Here is a 23,245-nt window from a genome sequence, read left to right as displayed (position 1 = left end):
TGTATAATTTCTTCGTTAAGGAGAATTAAGAGCCAGCCCCCTGACTGAAGCCTGCCTGCCTTTTGCAGGTATTTTTCCCATTTCCGGATGCCCCGTGTTTTTGACACTTAGGGTCTCCGGTTCAAAGTCCTGCGGGATGTGCCTTCCGGGCCGCCTGCGCCACAAGCTCAGATCATAATATCCAAGCGGGAGCCTTGTATTTCGGCAGCTTTTAAGCTGCGCTAATTCTTGTGCTTTGTACTGTGGATAATTTTCTGTGCGGACAACCCCTTAACAGGTAATATTGATGCCAAAACAAATTTTAAAACGTGACGGAAGACTTGAATCCTGGTCAACAGCCAGAATTTCTGAAGCAATTTTCAAGGCGCTTAAAGCCAGCGGGATCAAAGATCCGTTGTTAAGTAAGCGTCTTGGTAAAAAAGTTGAGCAGAAGCTCGCTGAGATGGACGTTCCTGAGCAGGAAACAGTTCAGGATATGGTTCAGCTGGTGCTGATGGAGAGTCGTCTTTATTCCGTTGCTGAACGTTATATAATCTATCGTGAAAAAAGACGTGAACTGCGTAAGCAGGACGAAGCTTATCTGGATATCACCGGAACTATCGAAAGTTATCTGGACCGTTCAGACTGGCGGGTGAATGAAAATTCTAATATGGGGCATTCCTTTCAGGGATTAATGCTGCATATGTCCGGAGCTGTTCAGGCTCGTTATTGTCTTGAAAAATATCCTGAAGAAATCAGACTTGCTCACGAACATGGCTATTTTCATATCCATGATCTCTCTTTCGGGCTTGCCGGGTATTGCGCCGGTTGGTCTTTGCGCGATCTTCTTATCGAAGGTTTCGGTCTTCATGGACGTTGCTCGTCTTCTCCGGCTAAACATTTTGATTCTGTTACCGGACAGATGGTCAATTTCCTTGGAACATTACAGAATGAATGGGCTGGAGCGCAGGCTTTTAACAACGTAGATACATATCTTGCTCCTTTCATCAGATATGATGGGATCGACTATGCCCGTGTTAAGCAGATTATCCAGAAATTGATTTTTAATCTGAATACAACCTCTCGCTGGGGTGGACAGAGTCCTTTCACAAACTTCACTTTTGATATGGTTCCTCCGAAACATATTGCCAGCGAACCGGTTATCATCGGCGGAGAATTTCAAGATACGACATATGGTGAATATGCCGTTGAAATGGAAATGATCAATAAAGCGTTTGTTGAAGTAATGCTCGAGGGTGATGCTGACGGACGTATTTTCTCCTTCCCTATTCCCACTTACAACGTGACTCCTGATTTTCCTTGGGAAACAGAAGTTGGCGAGCTCCTTTTGGAAATGACAGCCAAATACGGTGCGCCTTATTTTCAGAACTTTATCAACTCCGACCTGAATCCAGAAGATGTCCGCTCCATGTGCTGTCGTTTGCAGATGGATGTCCGCGAAATCCGTAAAAAGACCGGTGGTCTTTTCGGAGCAGGCGACCTGACCGGTTCTATAGGTGTTGTTACCTTGAATTTGCCTAAGCTTGCTTATCTTGCTCAGGGTGAAGAAGACTTCCTTGATCTGGTTGCTGAGTATGCGACTCTTGCCAAGGATTCTCTAGAGTTCAAACGTAAACTTGTTTCCGCCAATTTTGACAGCGGTATGTTCCCGTTCTCCCAGCATTACCTGAAGAACGGATTCAAAGGGCATTTCAGCACAATCGGTTTGATCGGTGGAGCTGAGGCTTGTCAAAATCTGCTTGGCAAAGGGATTGAAACGGATGCCGGGGTTAGATTGATGCAGCGTGTTCTGCACCATCTTCGTGATCTCGTAGTTACGTTTCAGGAAGAAACAGACAATCTGTTCAACCTTGAAGCAACTCCCGGTGAAGGCACTTGTTACCGCTTAGCCAAGATTGATAAGAATCTTTATTCGGATATTTATACTTCCGGAGACGATGTTCCTTATTATACAAACTCCACTTTGCTGCCCGTAGGCGCGACAGAAGATGTTGTTTATGCTCTTGAACATCAGAATAAATTGCAGACTCTTTATAATGGTGGAACAGTTTTTCATACTTTCCTTGGGGAAGCTGTTTCGGATACCAAGGCATTGCGTAATTTCATACTCAAAGCCATGACAAATACAAAGATCCCTTATATCTCGGTAACTCCGACCTTCTCAATCTGCGAAGATCACGGTTATCTTTACGGGGAACACTTTGAATGTCCTACTTGCGGCAAGGATGCGGAAGTATATACCCGTATTGTGGGTTATTATCGTCCTGTCAGCCGGTGGAATAAAGGTAAGCAGCAAGAGTACAAAGAAAGATCAGAATACGGTCATTCCTCTTGCGGATGCGGAGTGAATGGTGGAGTTGTGGTTGATAAAATCTGATTAATTTAGATTTGTTAAATAGATTAATGATCGTCAGGTCCGGAAGGGAGTTCTCTTCCGGACCTTTTTATTAATAATTGAGCATGAAATGTTTTTTCTGCAATCCCTTGCAGAAGTTCCCGTGCGAAGGTAATTTGTATGTGTGAACAGTAAAATTATAACCTCTTATTAATTTATGATACTATCTTCCAGCCAGATTCGGGCCTTGCGCCAGCGAAACGATGAAGAACTTCGTAAAGGTAATTTTGCGAAGCATGGTTATCCGGCGAACACAATACAGGATCTTCTTCAAACCATTGAAGCTTTAAAAAGCGAAAAGAAAAAGTGGAAAAAAGTTGCTCAGGAACGAGGGGAACTTTTAGGTAGGCTTACGGGAATGCTCGAGGAATATAATAAGCAGAAGTAGATTTATCATTAATCAAATCAGGAACCGCCTTGTGGAAACAAGGCGGTTTTTTTGTGGGAATTGAATTGATTGCGTTTCAACGGATAAGTTAAAACGTTCAAAAAAGAATTTTACGTTATAATTATGCATTATTGAATGTATAATTGCGACTATCTAATCTTAATTGTGGTAACTGGGGCATATTAACGTCGGGGGGGACGTTTCTAGGTGTGATAGCCGTGAGGATTGAATCTTTTTAAAGGGGGTAGTCTTGTGAAAGTAAAAAGTATTAATACAAAACTTTCGATTTTAATCACAGGGATTGTGGCATTGTCCATTGCTGCGTTTGTTATCGTTGTCAGTTCAATGACCAATACAGCTGTTTTTGATATTCAAAAGCAGAATATGGAAATTCTGAATAAAAAGTTAGTTCAGGAAGCGGATCGTTTTGTAGATCTTTCGTTACTAGATCTCAAGGGATATACTAACAATCAAGAGTATCGTCGCGCGTTTGTTGATACTTATGTTCGTGGTGGCGTGGTCAATTCTTTGCGGGCTAGAATTCAGGATCATGGCGGCATGATTGCCATGGCTGCTTTTGATAAAAAGGGGAAGGTCCTTTATGGCCTGAATAGTAACGGTAAGGATCTTACTGGACTGAATGTGGGTGATAGAGAATATATTAGAAAGATTCTCGACGGTGCTGATTCAGCTATTTCAGATGTTATTAAGTCAAAAGAAGATAATAAACAGGTAGTTATGATGGCTGCCCCTTTGAAAGATATGACCGGACGTTTGTTCGGAGGGTTCTTTATTGGACTGGATTGGGGTAAATATTCCCATGAGTTGCTTGATGATATTTCTATAGGCCAAAATGGGTATGCTTATGTTTTGGATGGGGATGGCCTTATCATCGGGCATAAAGATGATTCCCTTATTGGGAAAAATATGTCGTCACATGAGTTTGTAAGGAAAAGTATTGCATCTGATAGCGGGTTTATTTCTTATGATTGGCAGGGTAAAGAGAAAGTTCAGTCTTTCAGAGTTGTTCCCTTGACTGGATGGGTTGTGTGCATGTCTGCGTATGTTTCAGATTTAACACAGGCCGCAATTCATGAGAGAAATATTTTAATTGTTATGGGTCTTGTCATGACAATTCTTTTGGTGGGGGTAATTATTTTTTCCACCCGTAAACAGGTTATTACTCCCATGGCTTTGATCCGGGATTTTACTCATGAAATAGGGCAGGGCAATTTTAAAGCTGAGCTTGAAGGCGTTTTCACCTGTGAACTTCTTGATCTTGCCAATAATGTGAAGCACATGGTTGGCGAACTTAAAAACAAGCTTGGATTTTCTGAAGGGGTCCTTAAGGGAATGACTATCCCGTGCATTGTTGCAGATCCTCATGAAAAGGCTCTTTTTTTGAATCAGGAATTTCTTGATCTGGCAGGTCAGCCTGGTTCGCCAAAAGATTATCTGGGTAAAAGCGTTGGTGAAGTTCTTTACCGTGACCCATCGCGAAAAACAGTTGCAGGCAAGGCTATCGCCGAGAACAGGGCATTCTTTAATGTAGAAGCAGATATCAAAGCTGCCGACGGGACTGCCCATAATATTCAGGTGAATACAACTCCTTTGTTTGATCTGGACGGGCAGTTGATTGGAACATTCACCATGATTGTTGATATGACCAGTATCAAAAAACAGCAGCGCATGATTGAAGAAAAAAATATTGTGATTTCTGAAGCTGCGGCAAGTGCCACGGACATTTCAAATCAGGTTGCCAGTTTTTCGGAAGCCTTGTCTGCTCAGATAGAGCAGTCCAGTAAGGGGGCAGAAGAACAGAGCTTTATGGCCAGCGAAGCTGCAACCGCGATGGATGAAATGAACTCAACTGTTTTTGAAGTTGCCAAGAATGCTTCTACCGCTGCGGATCTTGCTGATGAATCTCAGAAGAGAGCGCTTGATGGCGAAAACATGGTTGTTAAGGCCGTTAAAACGATTACTGACGTGCGTGATCTTTCTGAAGTTTTGAGAAAGGATATGGCCGAACTCGGCATTCAGGCTGAAGGGATCGGAAATATTATGGGTGTGATCACCGATATTGCCGATCAGACAAATCTCCTTGCTTTGAATGCTGCTATCGAAGCAGCAAGAGCAGGAGAAGCCGGGCGCGGGTTTGCAGTTGTTGCTGATGAAGTAAGGAAGCTGGCAGAAAAAACCATGACAGCCACAACTGAAGTTGGATCTTATATCTCTCAAATTCAGAACAGCACGCGTAAGAATATAGCGAGTGCTGAAAAATCTACAGAATCTATTTTGGAAGTTACCGATCTGGTGAATCAGTCCGGTGAGATTCTGAAAGAGATTGTGACTAGTATATCTGAAACAAGTGATCAGGTGCGCGGCATTGCAACTGCTTCTGAAGAACAGTCGGCAGCAAGTGAAGAAATCAGCCGTTCAACCAGTCAGATTAATACTATTGCCGGAGAAACATCGCAGGCTATGACTGAATCTGCTGAAGCAGTAAGTCGAATGACAGTTCTTGCGCAGGAGTTGAACACGACCATTGCAAGAATGCAGGATTGATAAGTTTAGATTAAAAGACTTGAACAGAAAAGCCCCTGTCGAATGTAAATTCGACAGGGGCTTTATACTTTTAAGCAATGTAAAACGTTAACGTTTTACAATAACCACCAGACTGCGGCCAGACCGGTCAGTGACATGGTGACGGTATATGGGAAAGCGAGCTTAACCATTTCACCGTAAGAGAGCCTGATAAGAGGCGCAATGGCGGAGGTAAGCAGGAATAGGAATGCTGCCTGTCCGTTAGGAGTAGCAACACTTGGGATGTTTGTTCCTGTGTTGATTGTTACTGCAAGCAGGTCAAACTGTTCTTGGTTGATGGCACCGCTAAGGAATGCAGCTTTGGTTTCAGAAATGTATACCGTTGCAACGAATACGTTGTCCGAAATCATGGAGAGCAAACCATTTGCTAAGTAATAAGCTGCGAGCTGAACTTTACCTTCAAGTCCAAGCACGAAGTGAATTACCGGTGAGAATAGATGTTGCTCATGGATAACCGCGACGATTGCGAAGAATACAACCAGCAATGCGGTAAAAGGAAGAGCTTCTTCAAAAGCATGACCGATACGGTGTTCTTCCGTTACGCCGTTAAGAGCGGTAAGAACAACAATAACAGTCAGGCCGATTAGACCAACTTCTGCAAGATGGAATGCAAGGGCAAAGATCAGGAATACAGCTGCGCATGCCTGAATAAGTAATGCACCTTTTTGTTTCAATCCCATCTTTTCGTCTTTTTTCCGGTCTTCTTCTTCGAGTATTTCGCGAACGTTATCCGGAAGTTTGAAGCCGTATCCGAATATGCCGGTTACTTCGAGCATAACACAAGTCAGCAATCCTACAGCCAGAACAGGCATGGATACCGGGGCCGTTCTTACGAAGAACTCAATGAACTGCCAGTCCATAACATGCCCGATAAGCAGGTTCTGAGGTTCGCCGACGATGGTACAAACTCCACCGAGAGCAGTACCTACGGCACCGTGCATCAGAAGGTTTCTTAAGAATCCTCTGAATTCTCCCAAGTGACTTACGCATTCTCCCTTTAGAAGAGAGTCATCTGTCAGAGAGCAATGACCTGTTGATGCGAATTTGTGGTATATTCCATAAAATCCATACCCAACTGCGATAAGAACTGCGGTAACAGTCAAAGCGTCGAGAAATGCGGACAGGAATGCACCTGAAAAACAGAACAATAATGAGATTAAGATTTTCGATTTGATGCGCAGAAGGATCTTTGTGAAGGCGTACTGGAGCATATCCTTCATAAAGTAGATACCTGCAACCATAAACATCAAAAGAAGAATAACCGGGAAGTTATGTAATGTTTCGTTATAAACGGCCTGAGGGGAAGCCAGCCCCAGCGCAACAGCCTCGACGGCAAGCAGCCCACTAGCGGGTAGCGGGTAGCATTTTAATGCCATTGCAAGTGTGAAAATGAACTGAGCGATTAAAACCCATCCGGTAATGAAGGGGCCGACAGCAGCCAGAAGAATGGGGTTAAGAACAAGAAAACCTATGATGGTAAGCTTGTACCAGTCAGGCGAGTTGCCAAGAAAGTTTTTTTGCAGTGCCTGCGAAATTGTTTTGGGCACGATATTCTCCTTTTGCCTTTTTATAAGCGCGTTATAGTAGAACCCTTTTGAAATTAAAGTTCACTAGGCTCTAACGGGTCGATTGACAGTTCCGGGTAAAGTCCTTTCAAATCTCCTTCTGGATAAGGCTGAAGAATGTTGAAAGAAATGTCCTGAGTTTGTTGGGCATGGCCCGCTGTTTCGTCTGATCCGTCCCAGAAGGCTCCATTGCATTCAAGGATATGTTCAATACGATGTCTGAATCCATCAACAAATTTTGCTCCGATACCTTCAAAGGTAAGGTTACCGAGACGGAACTGGCCTTTTAGAGCAGCGAAATCAGTAAGTGGAATAGAGTGCATTTCAAGGTCTTCTTGTTTGCTGATATATCCCCAAACAAGACAGTTATCAGGGATTTTGACGGTCTCTTGAGTGTCGATAATTGTATGAGGCATGATGATTGATCCTGCTCCAACTTCAATTTGACATTCTTTTTTGCCGTTCAAAAATGAGTTGAATCCGACAAAAACATTACGGTGTAGGTGGGTGTATATGACCTTTCCACCATGCGCTGTAACGTCTTCACCATCATAAACTGAATTGATTATATAACAGTTTTCCTGTGCATTGGATCCCGGCCCGAGGGTTGAATCCTCAAGGTAAGCACGTTGAGCGACAAGAACATTTTTATCAACTTTGCATGTTCCTTTGATTACCGCGTAAGGGCTGACAGAAGCCCCTTCAGGGATATCAATCATGTTTTCCGGATTTACAGCAGAATAAATAGGAATAAAGTCTTCTTTTCTTTCGTCAAAGAAGTCCATGAACATTCCTTTCGGTCTGCTTTTTTCAATACGGATATACTTATCTAGAATTTCTGTCGGGAACTGGTAGTTGAATTCAAATGCTCCGTCGGCTTTGACCCATATGCGTCCCGGGCGGATACGCTTATGATAGAGTTCGCCTGCTTGAACATAGGAATAAGCACCTATTGCGCAGTCATGACAGATTGATAAGTCCACGGTTGAAAAAGGTTCAAGGAAACAACCTTCAACGGATGTTCCGTGAATATTCGCGTAGTGTAGGGAAACGGTGTTTGATATTTTGAAGACTTCGAGATTTTCGGGGTCATGCGAGTTGTTGTGAACCAGCGTTTTCATGAGAAAGCTGTCTCTGATGTTAATAACTTCATCGTCACGAAGCTTTATGTTGTGCCCGTTACAGTCAACCACGTGTCCCTTCCTTTTCAGCTCATCTCCTCGAATATCGCTTTTATGAAGGATGGAATGGTCAACTACGCATTTACCGAGGAAATAAGTTCCCCCCACACTGGAATGTCTGAAATGAAACTTCAGAGGGTGTGTGGCTGTTAAAGAGTAGAAGGCATAGTATAGGGCAAAACTGTTTCGAGGGATGAGGTCCTTAATAAAAGGTCCCACATCAACAAGAGGTTCGCGAAGATTGATGTTCACGCGATTAACAATATGATCAATTAGCTTATTAAGTTGTTTCATTCCTTTCTCGCTTTTTTTTGGGTGCCGGAAGTCGTAGGTGGAAACCGGAACGGGTTGATACAAAGTCGGGCGGTTTCAGAACATCTCTGAACCGCCCAGACTCCATTGTGATCAATCCCTATACCTTGATATTATTAGCCGGGCAAGGTCACAGGCATGCCCATCATAGGCCAAAGAACAAGAACTGCAAAAGCTACCACCACCAGCAACATTATACTGGCTGGAATTCCGTATAAGAAGAATTCTCCGGGAGTGAACTGTCCTGAATCGTAGGCAATGGCGTTAGGCGCAGCCCCTACCAGAAGCAGGAACGGCATACCCGCAACAACGAGTGCTACGAAAAGAATTACTTCAGGAGCAACTCCGAGGTAAGGAGCAATAACCAGTGCAACCGGCAGTGATATGGCAATTGCGGCTACGTTCATGATAAAGTTGGTCATCATCAGGACGAAGAACGCTATGGACATGACAAATACGAACCAGTGTGAGTCCTGGAAAATTGTCAGCCAGTTAACAGCCATCCATTTAGCAGCGCCAGTTTCCCATAAGCAGAAGCCGATCGACATTGCGCCTGCAAAGAGAAGAATAATATTCCATGGGATATCTTCGAGGTCATTGATATCAAGGATTTTAAAGATGAAGAATGAGATTGAAGAAACCAGGATGAGTGCGGTTTTATCAATCGCCTTAAGTTCAGGAATAAATGATCTTAAACTCATGACAATGATTACTGAACCAACAAGAACTGCTGCCATGATTTCGTCACGGGTGAGCGGTCCCATTTGCTTATTCAGTTCTCTGGCCTTTTCGCGTAGTCCGGGAATGGTCGCTTTTTCAGGCTTGAGGAAGATCATAAAAAATCCCCAGAGCAGAAAGACCATAATCCAGCCAACCGGTGCCATGTAATATGTCAGTTCAAAGAAGGTGATGTCCTTTCCGAGAATTTCCTGAAAGAAACCAATGGCAACAGCTCCGCGGGCAGCACCGAGAAGTGTTACGATGGAACCTGCACCTGCGATATATGCCATGCCGATAAAGAGACCTTTACCGAATTTAGTGGGTTTATCGCCTTCACCATATAATGCATAAATGGCTAAAAGAAGTGGATAGATGGTTGCAGCTACCGCGGTGTGGGCCATGATATGGGTCAGCAGGGCGGTAACAATAAAAACACCTAGATATATATTTTTTGTTTTTTCTCCGACAACCATCAGCATCTTATATGCAAGACGTTTGGTCAGTCCGGTTTTGGTAAAAACAAGTCCGATCATTATGGACGCAAAGATAAAAAGAACCGAGGGGTCCATGAAATCTTTAAATGCGACTTTGGCAGGGCGGATAAAGAACATAGCCTGTAATACGCCGATTGCCAGTGATGTTACACCGATAGGTACAACTTCAAAGACCCACCAGGTACCCGCCAGAAGGAAAACCCCGATTGCTCCTTTAGCTTGTTGGGAGAGAATAAAGTGTTCGCCCATGGGGTCAATTGCATCGGGCCATGCAGGACAGTAGTAAACCACTGCGAACAGCGTTACTCCGAGCATCATGAATATAAGTCTTTTAAAATCAAAAGACTTTGGTTGTGATAGAGTTGCAGCGCTCATATCTAATTACTCCTTGATCTTATCCGTAGTTGCAATTTCGCAAGAGAGAATTGAGTCCCGCACTTTTTCAAAGACATCACCCAGACGAAGAACTCCTGTAACTTCTCCGTCTTTTTGAACCAGAATAGGCTGATGAATGCCTGTTATATAAGCGTGAAGCGGCTTGTCCAGATTATCTTCTTCGCTTATGAATTCATTCTGATTAGGTGTGTACATAATGTCTTCGATTTTGACTTTGCTGATGTTTCTGCAAAGATTTTTAAGCGGCTCAGACCAGAGATTAAAGTCTTTAAAAACTTTTTGCACATAACTTTTGTCCAGAAAAGCCTTTGGGTTCTTCTCAAGAACTTTGAAATATGCTGGTTCCATATGGGAGAAGATATCAAGTATTGTAACTTTTCCGATTATCTTCCCTGTTTCGTCTTCTACCAAAAGGTCGCGATGAGGGTGTGGTAAGTTTTTATCCGTCCCCTCTTTGACCAATTTTAGCATTGCCTGAGAAACTGTCGTGCTTTTTTTGATCCGGCTGTATTCCTTTACCGGAATCATGAGATCTTTTACTCTAAAATTTTCCATGCTTACCCCCTGTATCGGTTGTTCAGTCGAGCTAACCGTCTTTTTGCTGCTGATTTTCAGCAGTGGCGGACTGTAGTGTTTTCACTAACACTGCAATGTCGACAGGAACTGGAATTTCAGCACATGCCCCCAGATTCATAGCTTCAATTGATAGCGGAATCTTGTTGTGCCGATTAATTAAAATAACTTTTAAGTCAGGAACAATCGTTGAAATGTTTTTCATGAATGAAAGCGAACTTCTTCCAAAACCGGACAAACCCAAGACGATTGCCTGCACCTTATGTTTTTTTACAAGCTGCTCGGCTTCATTCAGATTGCCGGAATCGAGAGAGCTAAGCCCCTCACTTGCGAGTCTCTGAACTAAGTGTTCGCGAAATTCTGTATCACTTTCAACAATCATTATTTTCATTTGGCCGAATGTTGGTTTTAGCTGCTCACCGGGGATTCGGCTTTTGCAACGTTCGCGTTATAAAAGCATTCTGTATGCCATAAGAAAATAAGCAATGTATAACAGGTTCTTAAGTGTGGCGGAAGAAATTTAATTATCTTTTGCTGAAACGCTTTGAAGCATTATGACTCATTGCAAGTGACTCTTTTTGAAACAAAAAGAAACATAACAGTTTTAGGCGTGAAAATATTATCGAAGATATAGGTAGTTAGAGAGGATGATGTTTAGAAAGAATAAAAATTAGATCCTGCTGTGATAGTCCCGGCTTTGTGGGCTTTCAGTATAATTTTTACCGGACCGATTACATTGTCGAGCACTTTAATGCCTTTCCAGATAAGGTACTGATAGTGTTCGTTGTCGATTCCTCCGCAGATGATAGTGTGGGCATTATCAGAGGTTGCAAGAGCGCACAGGTCATCGGCAGAAGCTTGAGGAAGGACAACAATTCGTTCGTCGTATTCACCTGTGGACCTGATTTTTACCAATAAAACATCTGTAGCCAGATCAAAGCGCGGGGCTACTTCGTCATTGAACAGTGGAATGAGCAGTTTTATATCCATCAGCTTACCCGTTAATGGCGTGTTTGTTCATTTTTCGCCAGAATGTGGACCTGCTCCAGCCAAGGGATTTGGCTGCATCGGCTTTCCGTCCACCATTTTTAATCAAGGCCTCGATAATCATTCTTTTTTCCGCATGGTCCCAGCTCTCGGCAGGGCTATATTCTTTTTGAGGGGGGAGTTCTGAAGATACTTTTGCCGATTCTATTACAGGGCGCAAAATATCCTGTTCGGTGAGATAGGCTGGAAGGTGTTCTGCCCCGATGCAATCCCGATCGCAGAAGTTTACAGCATATTCAACAACATTCCGCAGTTCTCGGACATTGCCCGGAAAGTGATATCCCAGAAGTATTTTTGCAGCTTTTTTTGTAAATCCTCTGATTTTTTTGTTAAATTTTGTGCAGTATTCTTTCAGGAAATGGTTTTTAAGCAGAAGAATATCTTCTCCGCGTTCTCTAAGAGGTGGTAGATGGAGGTGAACCACATTGAGTCTGAAAAGCAGGTCTGCGCGGAAAGTTTTGTCGAGGACCATCTGTTTCAAATCCCGGTGGGTCGCGACAATTATCCGTACGTTTGCTTTAAATCCTTTTGAGCTTCCCAGTGGGTAAATTTCTTTATCATCTAGAAAAGATAACAGTTTGACTTGAAGTGCCAGAGGCAGGTCGCCTATTTCTGTTAGAAAAAATGAACCGTTGTGAGCCAATTTGATACGTCCGGGCCGATTTTCATGTGCTCCGGTAAAAGCTCCTTTGACGTGTCCGAACAGTTCTGATTCAAGCAGTGTTTCCGGCAAAGCTCCGCAGTTAACTTTAATAAACGGAGAGCCTGCGCGATCTGATGCATTGTGCAGAGCTTCGGCAAGCACGTCTTTTCCTGTACCTGTTTCTCCGGTGATAAGAACAGATGAATCCGTACCCGCGATGCTCGGAATCATGCTGAAAACTTTTACCATTTGCGGACTTGTGCCGACGAGTCCCCCGAGTGAATATGCCTTGCTGGCACTGCTGCTCAGTTCTGCAACCTGCCGGATATCTTGAATTGTTTCTACAAATCCCGAGAGTTTTTTGTCGTTTGAAAAAAGGGGGGATATGGTCAGCCTGATAGGAATTTTGATACGTGACCTGTCAATAATATCGGCATCAGTTGCAATTGCGTCGAAATCTGTTTTGCCCGACATTATCGGGCAGCCTTTGAAACAGTAATCGCACCGGAGGCCTAGCATACATTTGAGTCCGGTTATTGAGCCCGGCTCAGCCCCGGTTATGGTTTGCCATGTGTGGTTTACTATTTTGATCTTGCCGTTGACGTCAAGAATCGCAATGCCCACAGGAATCTCATCGAGGAGGTCCGGCAGAAGGAATTGCTGATTTAGAAGTCCGCTGACAAGATATGAGTTTTCGTTTTTCACAGAGACTAGGTAACATGTCTTGCGTTAGGAAGTCATCTTTCTGATTAAGGAAAAATGGTTTATTTATCGCGAACCGGTTGCTCTGGATTGTACATAGTTCGTACTTTTCAAATCCTTATTTTTGGGGTTATGTTCGGGCATGGAAAAACTATGAATACATATATATTTATACCGCCTGTCCGAAAGCCTACCGGTGGCATCACTGTTTTTTGTCAGATAGCCTCTATCCTTGCCCGTCAGGGAAGGAATGTGCGTCTTGTTTTGCGTGAATCCGGCAGTTGGATGCCTCCTCTATTGGAAGGAGATCCTGAGCCTGTCATGTGGGATGACGTAAAACTCGGCAAGGGAGATCTCTGGCTTGTGCCCGAAGGATGGGTGAACAGTCTTGCCCCGGGCCTTAATGCCGGGGCCAAGTGCGTTGTTTACTGTCAGAACTGGGCATATCTTTTTTCATCTCTGCCGGAAGGCGTTTCATGGCGGAATCTACCTGTTTCATTTTTGGCTGTATCGCATCCTGTCGAGTGGTTTATGCAGCAAACTTTGGGAACAGTTTCGCCCATACTCAGGCCCGCTATAGATACAAATCTTTTTTATCCATCTGAAAGCATGGCTGACGGTCCGTTACGAATTGCCTACATGCCTCGCAAAAACAAAGCGCTGGTTAGTCAGATCAAGTCTATCTTTGAGGCCCGTAATCCGAATTGCGATATCCGCTGGATCGAAATTGCCAACATGGATGCACAGGGTGTGGCTCAGGCTTTACGTACCAGTCATATCTTTCTGGTGACCGGATTTCCCGAAGGATGTCCGCTTCCTCCGCTTGAAGCTCTGGCGTCCGGTTGTATTCCCGTAGGCTTTTCCGGTTTCGGAGGGTGGGATTACATGCGTCAGCTTGAAGGCGCTGTTTTCAAACCGTGGTGGCCGCTGCGTGATGTTGAATGGTCCGGCAATGGATTCTGGTCTGCTGATGCTGACGTGCTGGATGCTGCTTTGAATCTGGAAAAGGCGCTTAATTTATGGCGTGAAGGTGGTCCCTCTCTTGACAGCGCACTGGCGGCAGGGCAACAAACCGTCCGTTCCTATACGCTGGATATTCAGGCTGAAACGGTTCGCGAAATATGGGATAATTTTCAAAGTTAATATTAGAAGAATATGTCTAAAAAAAAGAATAAAGTAAGACCCCTGCCGCAGACTGTCGGCATTAATGTTCCGGGCGTTGAAACTCATGCCCACCTTGATCTGGAAGATTTTAAAGAAGACTTGCCCGAAGTTATGGCAAGAGCCGGAGAATGCGGAATTGCGAAGATAGGTAATGTCTTTCTGGGGCCGCAGGCTTATGAAGCGAACCGCAGTCTTTTCGATGCTTATCCTGAAGTCTTTTTCCTGCTGGGAGTTCATCCGAATAATGCCGACCAGTATACAGACGCTGATACTCAGGCCATGCGAAATGCTTTTAAGTCGGACAGCCGTTTAAAAGCGCTAGGCGAAATCGGGCTGGATTTTTATTGGGACCGCGTTCCCGCTGATGTTCAGGAGAAAGTTTTTCGCACTCAGCTTGAACTTGCGGATGAGCTTGATGTTCCCGTTGTCATTCATAGCCGCGATGCGCATGAAAAGACTCTTGAAGTTCTGGAAGATTTCGGCTGGTCCGGCAAGCCTCTGCTCTGGCACTGCTTCGGTTCGGATGTGGCGACAGCGAAAAGAATTCTCGATAACGGCTGGTATCTCTCCATTCCCGGTCCGGTCACTTACAAGAAAAATGAAGAGGCGCAGGAGGCCGTGAAGTATATTCCGGCAGAAAGAATGGTATTTGAAACAGATTGCCCGTTCCTCACCCCTGAACCATGGCGAGGTAAACGCAATGAGCCTGCATACGTGGCCTTCACTGCGGCAAAAGTCGCGGAGCTGAAAGGCATGGACGTGAACGAGTTGTGGGGAGTTTGCGCTAAGAATGCTTATGAGTTTTTTGGGTTGTAGGTTTTTAAATTTAAGTCTTCGCAGTCTGGCGAAGAAAGGATTCCTTAAATGTTGAATCAGCATATTACCGATTATCTTCAATACTATGTGAACTCTAAGAAGAGTCCAGATCATGCGGTTATGCTCAATGGGCCGTGGGGGTCGGGGAAGACTTGGTTTATTAAGGAGTTTGTCAAATCTCAGGGAAAGGCAATACAATTTCTTCATGTGAGTTTATACGGTTTTAAGTCTGTTGAAGAAATAGATAATGAAGTTTTCAGGTTGGCTCATCCTAAATTGTTTTCAAAAGGTATGATTGCCAGTAAAGTTGCTGCAAATGCTCTACTCCGTGGAGGTCTTAGTCTAGGTCTTAATGAATTCTCTGAGTTGTTCCCTAAAAAAGAAACAAATCCTGAAAAGTATGTTTTAATTTTTGATGATATTGAACGATGTCATATTGATGCAATGTCTTTGTTTGGGCATATCAATTATTTGATTGAGAACGGGCATAAAGCAGTACTGATTTGTTATGAGGAAGAATTAGCTGGCAGATGGGATGCAGACGGGGATAAGAGATCGAAGCGTTGTTATTCCGAAATTAAAGAAAAGCTAGTAGGTAAAAGTTTTATAGTTGAACCTGATGCAACTGCCGCAATAAATTCCTTTATTGAAGAAATTGAGCATGAAAAAAGCAAAGAAATATGCCGTGATAATATTGAAACAATAGAAATTATTTTTATCGAATCTGGCTATAATAATTTGCGCCATATAAAGCGTGGGCTTTGGGATTATTCTTTATTTGTGAGTTCGTTATCCGGTAATGCTACAATTGTAGGTAATAAAGATTTTCTCAGTCATATTCTTAAATTGTTTTTGATTTATACTATTGAAGCACGAAAGGGGGAATTAAGCTCAACTGGGCTTATAACGGACTATATTTTGGAAGCAACACAGAAAGAGAATAATACTGATGAAGCAAAATTAAATTTGAGTAAATATTCATGTGTTGATGCTAGGTCCATTCTCCTTAGTCATAAGGTATGGACTTGTTTGCTTTTTTGTGAAGGAAATGTGTCAAAATTTGAAATTGAGCAATCTATTTTAAATTCTCCTTATTTTTATGATGAATCAACTCCCGAATGGAAAAAACTTTGGAATTATTATTATCTTGAAGATGATAAGTTTCGAGAACTTAAAAATATTATTTTAAATCAATTTAAAACTTGTGATTTTGAGCGGTTTCAAATTCTCCTTCATGTTTTTGGTATTCTTTTAAGGTTAAGGAAGCAAAGTCTTATAGATATGGATAAGCAGGAGCTTTTTGAACAAGCAAAGAAGAATGTTGATATCTTATTAGAAAGGGGACTTTTGTATACCGAAGAAGTTTTGAGTAATGAATATGCTACTCTTCGTATTGATACTGGGTGGGATGGACTCGGGTATTCTTGTTCCGAAAATCCTTTATTTAGAAGTTTACAAAATTATATTAAAGACCAGCTTCTAGTCGACAAGAAGTCTTTTTTAGAAGAAGAGTCAAAAGATTTGTTGGTGTTAATGTCTAAAGATCCTGATGAATTTGGACGGCAAATTATTCATAATAATTCTGGAGATAGTCTTTTTTATGATAAAGCCGTATTAAAATATATTTCGCCAGCCAAGTTTGCTAAGAGTTTTGCTGAGCTAAGCAATGCAGGTAAAAGGACTGTTAAGAGTGCGCTCTCTTTACGGTATGAGCCTCTTCACGCATCTGCTCTTGTCGAAGAAGCAGAATGGCTTGAAAAATTACGAATTGAGATAGAAAAAGAATCAAAAAAATGGGAAAAAGAATTGAGCTCAATTTATTTTACCATGATGTTGGAATATATTGATGGCTCACTGATTAATCTAAAAGCAGCAAAAGAAAAGGCCGTTTCATCTACCACCTAAATATCAATAAAAACCACTTACAATCTTAACCCATAGCAACCATTTTATACATAAATTAAAGAACATAAAAATACTACATAGCCACAATCCTTTTGCTTGCACTGAAATTAATAAATAGAATTTTCCCAGCTATTTAACACACAGGAGCCCCCGTGGACGCAGATGAAAAAGGACAGTTACGCGAGGAACTGAAGCTCATTTCAGATCGAGCTTATGCGCTTTTTTCTGCCGGGCGGGTTGCTGCTGCCGAGGCTCTTTGGGGGCGGGTGGTAAAGCTCGATCCTGATCATGCTGTTTCACTTTTTATGCTGGGGCTGTGCGCTCAAAAGCGTGGGGATCATGTTGCTGCCGTAGATTCTCTTACACGCTCTTCCATTCTTATCCCGAATGATGCTGATATATTTAATTCTCTCGGGGTTTCTCTAAAAAATACAGGTCACCCTTCGGAAGCTTTTACGGCTTTTGAACGGGCTTTAGTTATACAGCCGGATGACGGATTCGCTGCTTTCAATGCGGGGACGGTTCTTATGGCGCTTGGTCGGCTGGATGAGGCTGTGCGCTTTTTTAAAATTTCAGTTCAAACAGCGGAGCTTCGTTCTGACGCTTTGGAAGCTCTGATTCAGCTTTTACGCAAGCTGGGGCAGGATGATAAAGCTTTGGCTGCCTGTCAGGAATTGATTGTATCTGCTCCTCAGAATCCGGCGGGGCATTTCGGGCTTTGTGATATTCTGGCGCGTTTGAACAAACCGGAACAAGCTTTTCCTCACTGTTTGCGAGCTATGAAAATTGCCCCCGCTAATCATATATATCTGTCGCGACTTGGCGACATCTTGCATCTTATGGGACGTAATGAGGAAGCTGTGTTGCGTTATCGCGAGGTCTTGGAGCGTGATCCTGTTAATGTCAGTACTCGTAATAATCTTGGGGCCGTTTTAAAGGTGCTCGGTAAGTATGGGCAGGCCGAAAAAGAATTTAAGCGTTGCCTTGAAATTGACCCGAATCATGTTTCCGTATTAGTAAATTTAGGCGTTTCTGCCAAGGAATCAGGGGATAGCCTTAAATCCTCTGGCTATTTTGAACGCGCTGTAGCCCTTGCTCCTGATGATTTGTATCTTAAACTTTATTTGTGCATGAGCCGTATCCCTTTCTTTTATGAGAGCAATGAAGAAATTGAGATTTGCCGCGAAAAGTATAAGCACGATTTGAATGATCTTTCCCTTGCAAGTTCTGATGCGACTTCTACCGTCTTGGCTAAACTGGCTGATGCCGTGGGTAAACTTCAGCCTTACTACCTTCCTTACCAGGGGCGGTGTGACCGTGAGTTGATGAAAACTTATGGAGCTGTAATCTCCAGAGCCGTTAATTCAACTTTTTCAGAAATAGCAACGAAGGCTGCCGAATCTTTCCCTTTGAAGCCGAAAGAAGGGGGACGCATACGGGTGGGCTTTGTTTCGGGACATTTCAGGAACCATTCCGTATGGAAAATGCCCGTTAAGGGCTGGGTTTCGGGTCTTGATCGCGAGTGGTTCGAGGTAATAGGCTATAGCACTTCCGGTCTTGTGGACAATGAAACGGACGTTGCGCAGCGTACTTTCGACAGTTTCAGGGAGAATCTGACAACCCTTCCCGCTCTGGCTGAAGCTGTCCGCAGTGATGAACCTCATATCCTTATTTATCCAGAACTGGGAATGGACCCGCTTTGTGCGAAGTCGGCGTGTTTGCGACTGGCTCCGGTTCAATGCGCGTCATGGGGACATCCTGAAACCAGCGGGCTTGATAGTATAGATTATTTTCTTTCCAGCGATCTTATGGAACCTTCGGACGCTCAGGAACATTACAGCGAGAAACTTGTCAGTCTGCCGGGGCTGGGGGTGGATTATATTTCTTCTTTGCCGTATTCAAGCGGAGAAAGTCGCGCGGATTTTGGTCTTTCTGAGAATGACGTGGTCTATTTGTGTCTGCAAACTCTTTATAAATATCTGCCACAGCAGGATGCTGTTTTTGCAGAAATAGCCGGACGTGTGCCGGATGGGCGCTTTGTGTTTATTGAAAACAGCGGCGCCGGACACCTTAACCGTAAGTTTCGTGCGCGTCTTGAAAAGGCATTCAGCGCAGCAGGACTTGAGCCGCGGGAACGTCTGATATTTATTCCTTCTATGCCGGGTCCGCGTTTTCAGGCGTTGGTCGGATTAGGGGACGTTTTTCTTGATTCTTTCGGCTGGTCGGGCTGTAATTCAAGCCTTGAGACTATGCTCAAGAATGTCGTGGCGGTTACTCTGCCGGGTGCGCTTATGCGTGGGCGGCATACGGCGGCGTTTCTCACTCTTATGGGATTAAAAGAGCTTATAGCTTCGTCTGCCGAAGATTATGTAGAGAAAGCTGTGCATCTCGGGCTTGATCAAAACTATCGTCTCGAAATGTCGAGTCTTATTCGGGAACGCGTCGAGCTTTGTTATGATGGCAGCGAGGCTGTGGCAGCTTTAGAAAACTTCATCGAGAAAGCTGTTCTTCTGTCATCAAAGAGCCGTTCTTAGTTTTTACATTCCAAGCGCGTTATAGACTGCTTTCATATCAACATTCTCCCGCACTATTTTAGCTAATCTGTCCAACTCGTCTTCCATTCCGAAGGTGGTTTGGATTGTTTCAAGCTTGGGCAGTCCTTTTTTCTCGCGCAGTGAATCGATAAACCAGCGCCTGAATCCGTCTGCATCGAAAATTCCGTGCAGGTAGGTTCCCCATATCATTCCTGATTTTAATCCGAACCCTAAAACTCTAGAGATAGGTACTGCTCCGGTCGACCCTTTTGGAACTATCATGGCGCGGACTGTGGGCATTAGCGGTTCGGTTTTGCCGTGATGGATTTCATATCCGCTGACATCCATTTTGCTCAACCCGTGAGTTCCGCTTGTGCGGGTCAGAGTCTTTTCCTGTGCCAGAGTGGTTTGGAGGGGTAACAGCCCTAAGCCTTCCGCTGACCCGTCCTGTGATTCTATCCCGTCCGGGTCGTTGACGTATTGACCCAGCATTTGAAGTCCACCGCAAATGCCTATAATAGTAGCTTTGCCTTTGAGATCTAAGACAGCCTGCGCCATTCCGCTTGCTCGAATATGTGCGAGGTCCGAGAGGGTGCTTTTGCTTCCGGGGATAATGATCGCATCAGGGGTGCCGATGTTCTTGGGGTTGTCTATGATTCGTAAGTTTACATCCGGCTCGCCTTTCAGCGCGTCGAGGTCCGTGAAATTTGAGATGCGCGGCAGGTCTATGCAGACGATATCAACGCTGTCGTTACGTTTTCCCTTGCTGCCGGACTTACTCAGATCCTGTTTGAATGAAACGGAGTCTTCATCAGGCAATCCTAAATGATCAATGTGCGGGATAACTCCGAGCACGGGTTTTCCGGTCCTGTCGAAGGTGAAATCCAGTGCGGGAGTGAGTAGTGATGCGTCTCCTCTGAATTTATTGAGCAGGAACCCGCAAACCATTTTGCGTTCATGAGCATCGATTAAATCCATGGTCCCGGCAAGTGAGGCAAACACTCCGCCCCGATCAATATCTCCGGTAATGATAACCTTGGCCTCGGCATAATCCGCCATAGCCATATTCACGATATCGTGCTGTTTGAGATTGATTTCCGCAGGACTTCCGGCTCCTTCAATAACCATGATGTCGCGGTCCGTGCTTAAGGAATCGTAAGCATTTTTTACCGCTTCAAAAGCTGTGGGTTTGTACTTTACGTAGTCCAGAACTTTCATGTTTCCGACAGGTTTACCCATGACGATAATCTGTGATCCTGTGTCGCTGTTCGGTTTGATCAGGACAGGATTCATGCGGACATCGGGAGTCTGTTTGCATGCTGCTGCCTGTGTCACCTGCGCACGTCCCATTTCTAACCCTTCGTCAGTGACGTAGGAATTGAGAGACATGTTCTGAGCTTTAAAAGGTGCGACTTTGTAGCCGTCCTGTAGAAAAATTCTGCAAAATGCAGCCGTAAGAATAGATTTTCCCGCATTGGAACAGGTGCCCTGAATCATCAGCGCCGGTGTTTTTTTCGGTTTGAGCGAGGTTGCTACTTCCATGCCTGTAAAGGAGCGCAAACCGTCGACAAATTTGTTGTTTTCCTCAGCTGTCCTGACCGCTATACGGAAATATGTTGAATCTAGTCCGTCGAAATTGTCGCAGTGGCGTACGGCAATGTTATTTTTCAGAAGATGTTCAATGAGTCCTGTTGCATCCATGCCGACGCGTTGAACCTGACAGAGCATAAAGTTTGCTTGAGCTGGTAAAGTTCGGATTCCCGGAATTTTTGCGATGCCTTGAACTAATTCTTCACGTAGACGGGTCGTTGTTTCGATAGTTTTGCGAGCATAATCCTCATCTAGTATACATCTTACCCCTACTTTCTGAGCGAAGAGGTTTACGGACCAGCAGGGCAGTATGTTTTTCAGTGCCATGATGATGTCCGGCGAAGCAAATGCAAGGCCGAGCCGCAGTCCCGGAATGGCGTAAAACTTAGTCAGCGATAAAAGTGTAATGACATTGGGTGGACGTTTGCCCGTGAGTCTTTCGAGATTTGGAATAAAGTCGGCGAAGGATTCGTCAACAATAAAGCGTGAATCAGGATGCTTGCGCGCAAGTTTTTTTAGATCTTCAGGATCAAAGGCCGTACCTGTCGGATTATTGGGCTGCGCCAGAAAGACCAGCGCAGGGGATGCAGAAAGGAAGGATGAAAGAGTATCGAAATCGGGCGCAAATCCATTTTGCGGATCAAGCGGAATCTGTTCGGTTTTAAGACCGGCGACTAAGCAGGAACGCTCATAATCTACATAGCAGGGAACAGGAATTACAGCGCGTTTGAATCCACCTAGACGCGTAATGGCGCTGATCAGTTCGGAAGCTCCGTTCCCGGCGATACATTCGGTGGGCCATACGGAATGCTTCTGACAGGCGGCAAGAGTCAGTTCTGCGCTTTCAGGATCAGGGTAACGATCTACCTCATCAAGGGCGTTGACTATGACCTGCTGCAACCATGGCGGTGGGCCTAGAGGATTTATATTTGCGGAAAAATCAAGAAGTTCGGACGAAGGACATCCTGCCCGTGCAGCAAGTTTTTTGATGTTGCCGCCATGAGCGTATTTCTTTTCTTGTTCTGCGAGATTTTTAATGTGATCCTGTGAAGCCTGCATCCGCTCCCTCCATGGAGTGAAGATTCATGAACTTAATATTCTATAACGCTAATTGGAATTGGATTCAAACTAATCATTCAAAGTCAAAAAGAGGAAATAATATATTTTTGTAAATAAAATAGAATGTTGACTATTTAATATTTTTTTTATACCAAGGGTTATTCTTTTAATAAAGTGTTTTTAGGTTTTGAATGTCTTTGGCTGACTAGTTGATATTAAGGCGCATAAATGCGGTTGTTTTTTTAAGTGATCGCTTGCCCCCCCCCCCTTGAAGGTCTTGAGCATAATATATGTTTAGATTCAATTTATATAAATATTAACATTCACGCATGTTTAAAAATAATTTTTATGAATAAAATAGTTTTGTTGTCTATTGTTTTTGTTTTAATATTTTGTTTGCCGGTAGATTGCAGCGCGGATAAAATATCTTTACGGATGCCTTCTTATTCGGAGGGTTTTCATGAATATTATTACGAATTGATTGAAACAGCGTTGACTGACGCAGGGCATGAAGTTGTTATAGAAGGGGTTGTTGATCTTCCTCATTTACGCGAGCTAAGAATGCTTGGCCGTGGCTGTCTTGATATTCTATGGCTTGTCAGAACTCCTGAGCTGGATAAGATGTATATTCCTATTCCGGTTCCGCTTACGAACGGACTGTTTGGAAAAAGAGTACTATTAGTTCCTGCTGAAGATTTGAATGCCTACAAAGACGTCAAAACACTGCAAGATTTTTGTAAATTAAATAAAGTCGGGGGACTCGGTTCTAATTGCTTCGATGCAGGTGTTTGGAAGGAAAATAAATTGCCGTGTCAAGAAGTCGCGAACTGGAGATGTCTTTATAATATGATAGCGATGAGATCGCGCGGTCTGGATTATTTTTCCCGTGGGTTTAATGAGGTCATCGATGACGTTAAGGCTCATGACGTGCTGGTGATCGAGCCTCATTTACTTCTTGAATATAATCGAGATGTTGTTTTTTATTTAAGCCCCAAAAAAGCACATTTGAAACCAATTATTGAAGAAGCTCTTCTATGTGCAAAGTGTTCGGGACTTCTTGATAAATTGATTCGTAAATATTGGGCCGATAATTTTGAAATATTAAAACCAGAAGGGCGAACAGTCATCAAGCTTAAAGATATCCAAAAGCTTTAAAA

At 43.7% G+C, this 23,245-nt stretch carries 16 protein-coding genes; 8 read left to right on the top strand and 8 right to left on the bottom strand.

The window, feature by feature from the left end; genetic code table 11:
- Positions 1 to 286: 286 nt before the first annotated feature.
- The 3 genes from JEY82_RS11625 (at position 287) to JEY82_RS11615 (ending at position 5,348) form a co-directional block, all read left to right on the top strand.
- The gene (locus JEY82_RS11625; RefSeq protein WP_304085589.1) at positions 287 to 2,377 is read left to right on the top strand and encodes a ribonucleoside triphosphate reductase; all 2,091 of its coding nucleotides are present in this window, start codon (positions 287 to 289) and stop codon (positions 2,375 to 2,377) included.
- A 175-nt stretch (positions 2,378 to 2,552) separates the two neighbouring features.
- Positions 2,553 to 2,783 (top strand): hypothetical protein, encoded by a 231-nt coding sequence (locus JEY82_RS11620; RefSeq protein WP_304085587.1) that lies wholly within the window; start codon positions 2,553 to 2,555, stop codon positions 2,781 to 2,783.
- Positions 2,784 to 3,035: 252 nt separating this feature from the next.
- Positions 3,036 to 5,348: a methyl-accepting chemotaxis protein gene (locus tag JEY82_RS11615; protein WP_304085586.1), complete on the top strand. Its 2,313-nt coding sequence runs from the start codon at positions 3,036 to 3,038 to the stop codon at positions 5,346 to 5,348.
- Positions 5,349 to 5,443: 95 nt separating this feature from the next.
- Here JEY82_RS11615 and nhaB read toward each other — a convergent pair whose 3' ends face one another.
- From nhaB to JEY82_RS11580, 7 genes are all read right to left on the bottom strand, one after another.
- The gene (gene nhaB, locus JEY82_RS11610; protein ID WP_304085584.1) at positions 5,444 to 6,934 is read right to left on the bottom strand and encodes a sodium/proton antiporter NhaB; all 1,491 of its coding nucleotides are present in this window, start codon (positions 6,932 to 6,934) and stop codon (positions 5,444 to 5,446) included.
- Positions 6,935 to 6,987: 53 nt separating this feature from the next.
- On the bottom strand, positions 6,988 to 8,427 hold the full coding sequence (locus JEY82_RS11605; RefSeq protein ID WP_304085582.1) for a transferase: 1,440 nt from the start codon (positions 8,425 to 8,427) through the stop codon (positions 6,988 to 6,990).
- Between the two features lie 134 nt (positions 8,428 to 8,561).
- Complete coding sequence (locus JEY82_RS11600; RefSeq protein ID WP_304085580.1) at positions 8,562 to 10,034, bottom strand: SLC13 family permease; 1,473 nt, start codon at positions 10,032 to 10,034, stop codon at positions 8,562 to 8,564.
- Positions 10,035 to 10,040: 6 nt separating this feature from the next.
- Positions 10,041 to 10,610, bottom strand: coding sequence for a CBS domain-containing protein (locus JEY82_RS11595; protein ID WP_304085578.1), 570 nt, complete (start codon positions 10,608 to 10,610; stop codon positions 10,041 to 10,043).
- Between the two features lie 31 nt (positions 10,611 to 10,641).
- Positions 10,642 to 11,019: a response regulator gene (locus tag JEY82_RS11590; RefSeq protein ID WP_304085576.1), complete on the bottom strand. Its 378-nt coding sequence runs from the start codon at positions 11,017 to 11,019 to the stop codon at positions 10,642 to 10,644.
- Between the two features lie 263 nt (positions 11,020 to 11,282).
- Positions 11,283 to 11,618, bottom strand: coding sequence for a dinitrogenase iron-molybdenum cofactor biosynthesis protein (locus JEY82_RS11585; protein ID WP_304085574.1), 336 nt, complete (start codon positions 11,616 to 11,618; stop codon positions 11,283 to 11,285).
- A gap of 4 nt (positions 11,619 to 11,622) precedes the next feature.
- A complete protein-coding gene (locus tag JEY82_RS11580; RefSeq protein ID WP_304085572.1) occupies positions 11,623 to 13,023 on the bottom strand; it encodes a sigma-54-dependent Fis family transcriptional regulator in 1,401 nt (466 codons plus the stop codon).
- A 150-nt stretch (positions 13,024 to 13,173) separates the two neighbouring features.
- Between JEY82_RS11580 and JEY82_RS11575 the strand changes: the two genes are divergently transcribed.
- The 4 genes from JEY82_RS11575 to JEY82_RS11560 all read left to right on the top strand — a co-directional run bounded on the left by JEY82_RS11575 (position 13,174) and on the right by JEY82_RS11560 (position 19,439).
- Positions 13,174 to 14,163 (top strand): glycosyltransferase family 1 protein, encoded by a 990-nt coding sequence (locus JEY82_RS11575; RefSeq protein ID WP_304085570.1) that lies wholly within the window; start codon positions 13,174 to 13,176, stop codon positions 14,161 to 14,163.
- A 12-nt stretch (positions 14,164 to 14,175) separates the two neighbouring features.
- Entirely contained in the window at positions 14,176 to 15,000 is an 825-nt protein-coding gene (locus JEY82_RS11570; RefSeq protein WP_304085568.1) for a TatD family hydrolase, read from the top strand.
- A 48-nt stretch (positions 15,001 to 15,048) separates the two neighbouring features.
- Positions 15,049 to 16,905: a P-loop NTPase fold protein gene (locus tag JEY82_RS11565; protein WP_304085566.1), complete on the top strand. Its 1,857-nt coding sequence runs from the start codon at positions 15,049 to 15,051 to the stop codon at positions 16,903 to 16,905.
- 152 nt (positions 16,906 to 17,057) lie between these two features.
- Positions 17,058 to 19,439, top strand: coding sequence for a tetratricopeptide repeat protein (locus JEY82_RS11560; protein WP_304085564.1), 2,382 nt, complete (start codon positions 17,058 to 17,060; stop codon positions 19,437 to 19,439).
- Positions 19,440 to 19,442: 3 nt separating this feature from the next.
- On the opposite strand, the gene JEY82_RS11555 is transcribed toward JEY82_RS11560, so the two are convergent.
- Entirely contained in the window at positions 19,443 to 22,088 is a 2,646-nt protein-coding gene (locus JEY82_RS11555) for a cobyric acid synthase (protein ID WP_304085563.1), read from the bottom strand.
- 435 nt (positions 22,089 to 22,523) lie between these two features.
- Between JEY82_RS11555 and JEY82_RS11550 the strand changes: the two genes are divergently transcribed.
- Positions 22,524 to 23,243 (top strand): hypothetical protein, encoded by a 720-nt coding sequence (locus tag JEY82_RS11550; protein WP_304085562.1) that lies wholly within the window; start codon positions 22,524 to 22,526, stop codon positions 23,241 to 23,243.
- Positions 23,244 to 23,245: the final 2 nt, after the last annotated feature.

The sequence above is a fragment of the Maridesulfovibrio ferrireducens genome (assembly GCF_016342405.1).
In the GTDB taxonomy this organism is placed as follows: domain Bacteria; phylum Desulfobacterota; class Desulfovibrionia; order Desulfovibrionales; family Desulfovibrionaceae; genus Maridesulfovibrio; species Maridesulfovibrio ferrireducens_A.
Note: the sequence above shows the minus strand (reverse complement) of the source record. Positions and strands in the feature narration are given on the sequence as shown.

Excerpts from the sequence above, each read along its gene's own strand:
- JEY82_RS11625 (WP_304085589.1), top strand. The coding sequence starts at position 287 with ATGCCAAAACAAATTTTAAAACGTGACGGAAGACTTGAATCCTGGTCA.
- JEY82_RS11590 (WP_304085576.1), bottom strand. The coding sequence starts at position 11,019 with ATGAAAATAATGATTGTTGAAAGTGATACAGAATTTCGCGAACACTTA.
- JEY82_RS11595 (WP_304085578.1), bottom strand. The coding sequence starts at position 10,610 with ATGGAAAATTTTAGAGTAAAAGATCTCATGATTCCGGTAAAGGAATAC.
- JEY82_RS11550 (WP_304085562.1), top strand. The coding sequence starts at position 22,524 with ATGCCTTCTTATTCGGAGGGTTTTCATGAATATTATTACGAATTGATT.
- JEY82_RS11565 (WP_304085566.1), top strand. The coding sequence starts at position 15,049 with ATGTTGAATCAGCATATTACCGATTATCTTCAATACTATGTGAACTCT.
- JEY82_RS11605 (WP_304085582.1), bottom strand. The coding sequence starts at position 8,427 with ATGAAACAACTTAATAAGCTAATTGATCATATTGTTAATCGCGTGAAC.
- JEY82_RS11575 (WP_304085570.1), top strand. The coding sequence starts at position 13,174 with ATGAATACATATATATTTATACCGCCTGTCCGAAAGCCTACCGGTGGC.
- JEY82_RS11555 (WP_304085563.1), bottom strand. The coding sequence starts at position 22,088 with ATGCAGGCTTCACAGGATCACATTAAAAATCTCGCAGAACAAGAAAAG.
- JEY82_RS11585 (WP_304085574.1), bottom strand. The coding sequence starts at position 11,618 with ATGGATATAAAACTGCTCATTCCACTGTTCAATGACGAAGTAGCCCCG.
- JEY82_RS11620 (WP_304085587.1), top strand. The coding sequence starts at position 2,553 with ATGATACTATCTTCCAGCCAGATTCGGGCCTTGCGCCAGCGAAACGAT.
- JEY82_RS11570 (WP_304085568.1), top strand. The coding sequence starts at position 14,176 with ATGTCTAAAAAAAAGAATAAAGTAAGACCCCTGCCGCAGACTGTCGGC.
- JEY82_RS11600 (WP_304085580.1), bottom strand. The coding sequence starts at position 10,034 with ATGAGCGCTGCAACTCTATCACAACCAAAGTCTTTTGATTTTAAAAGA.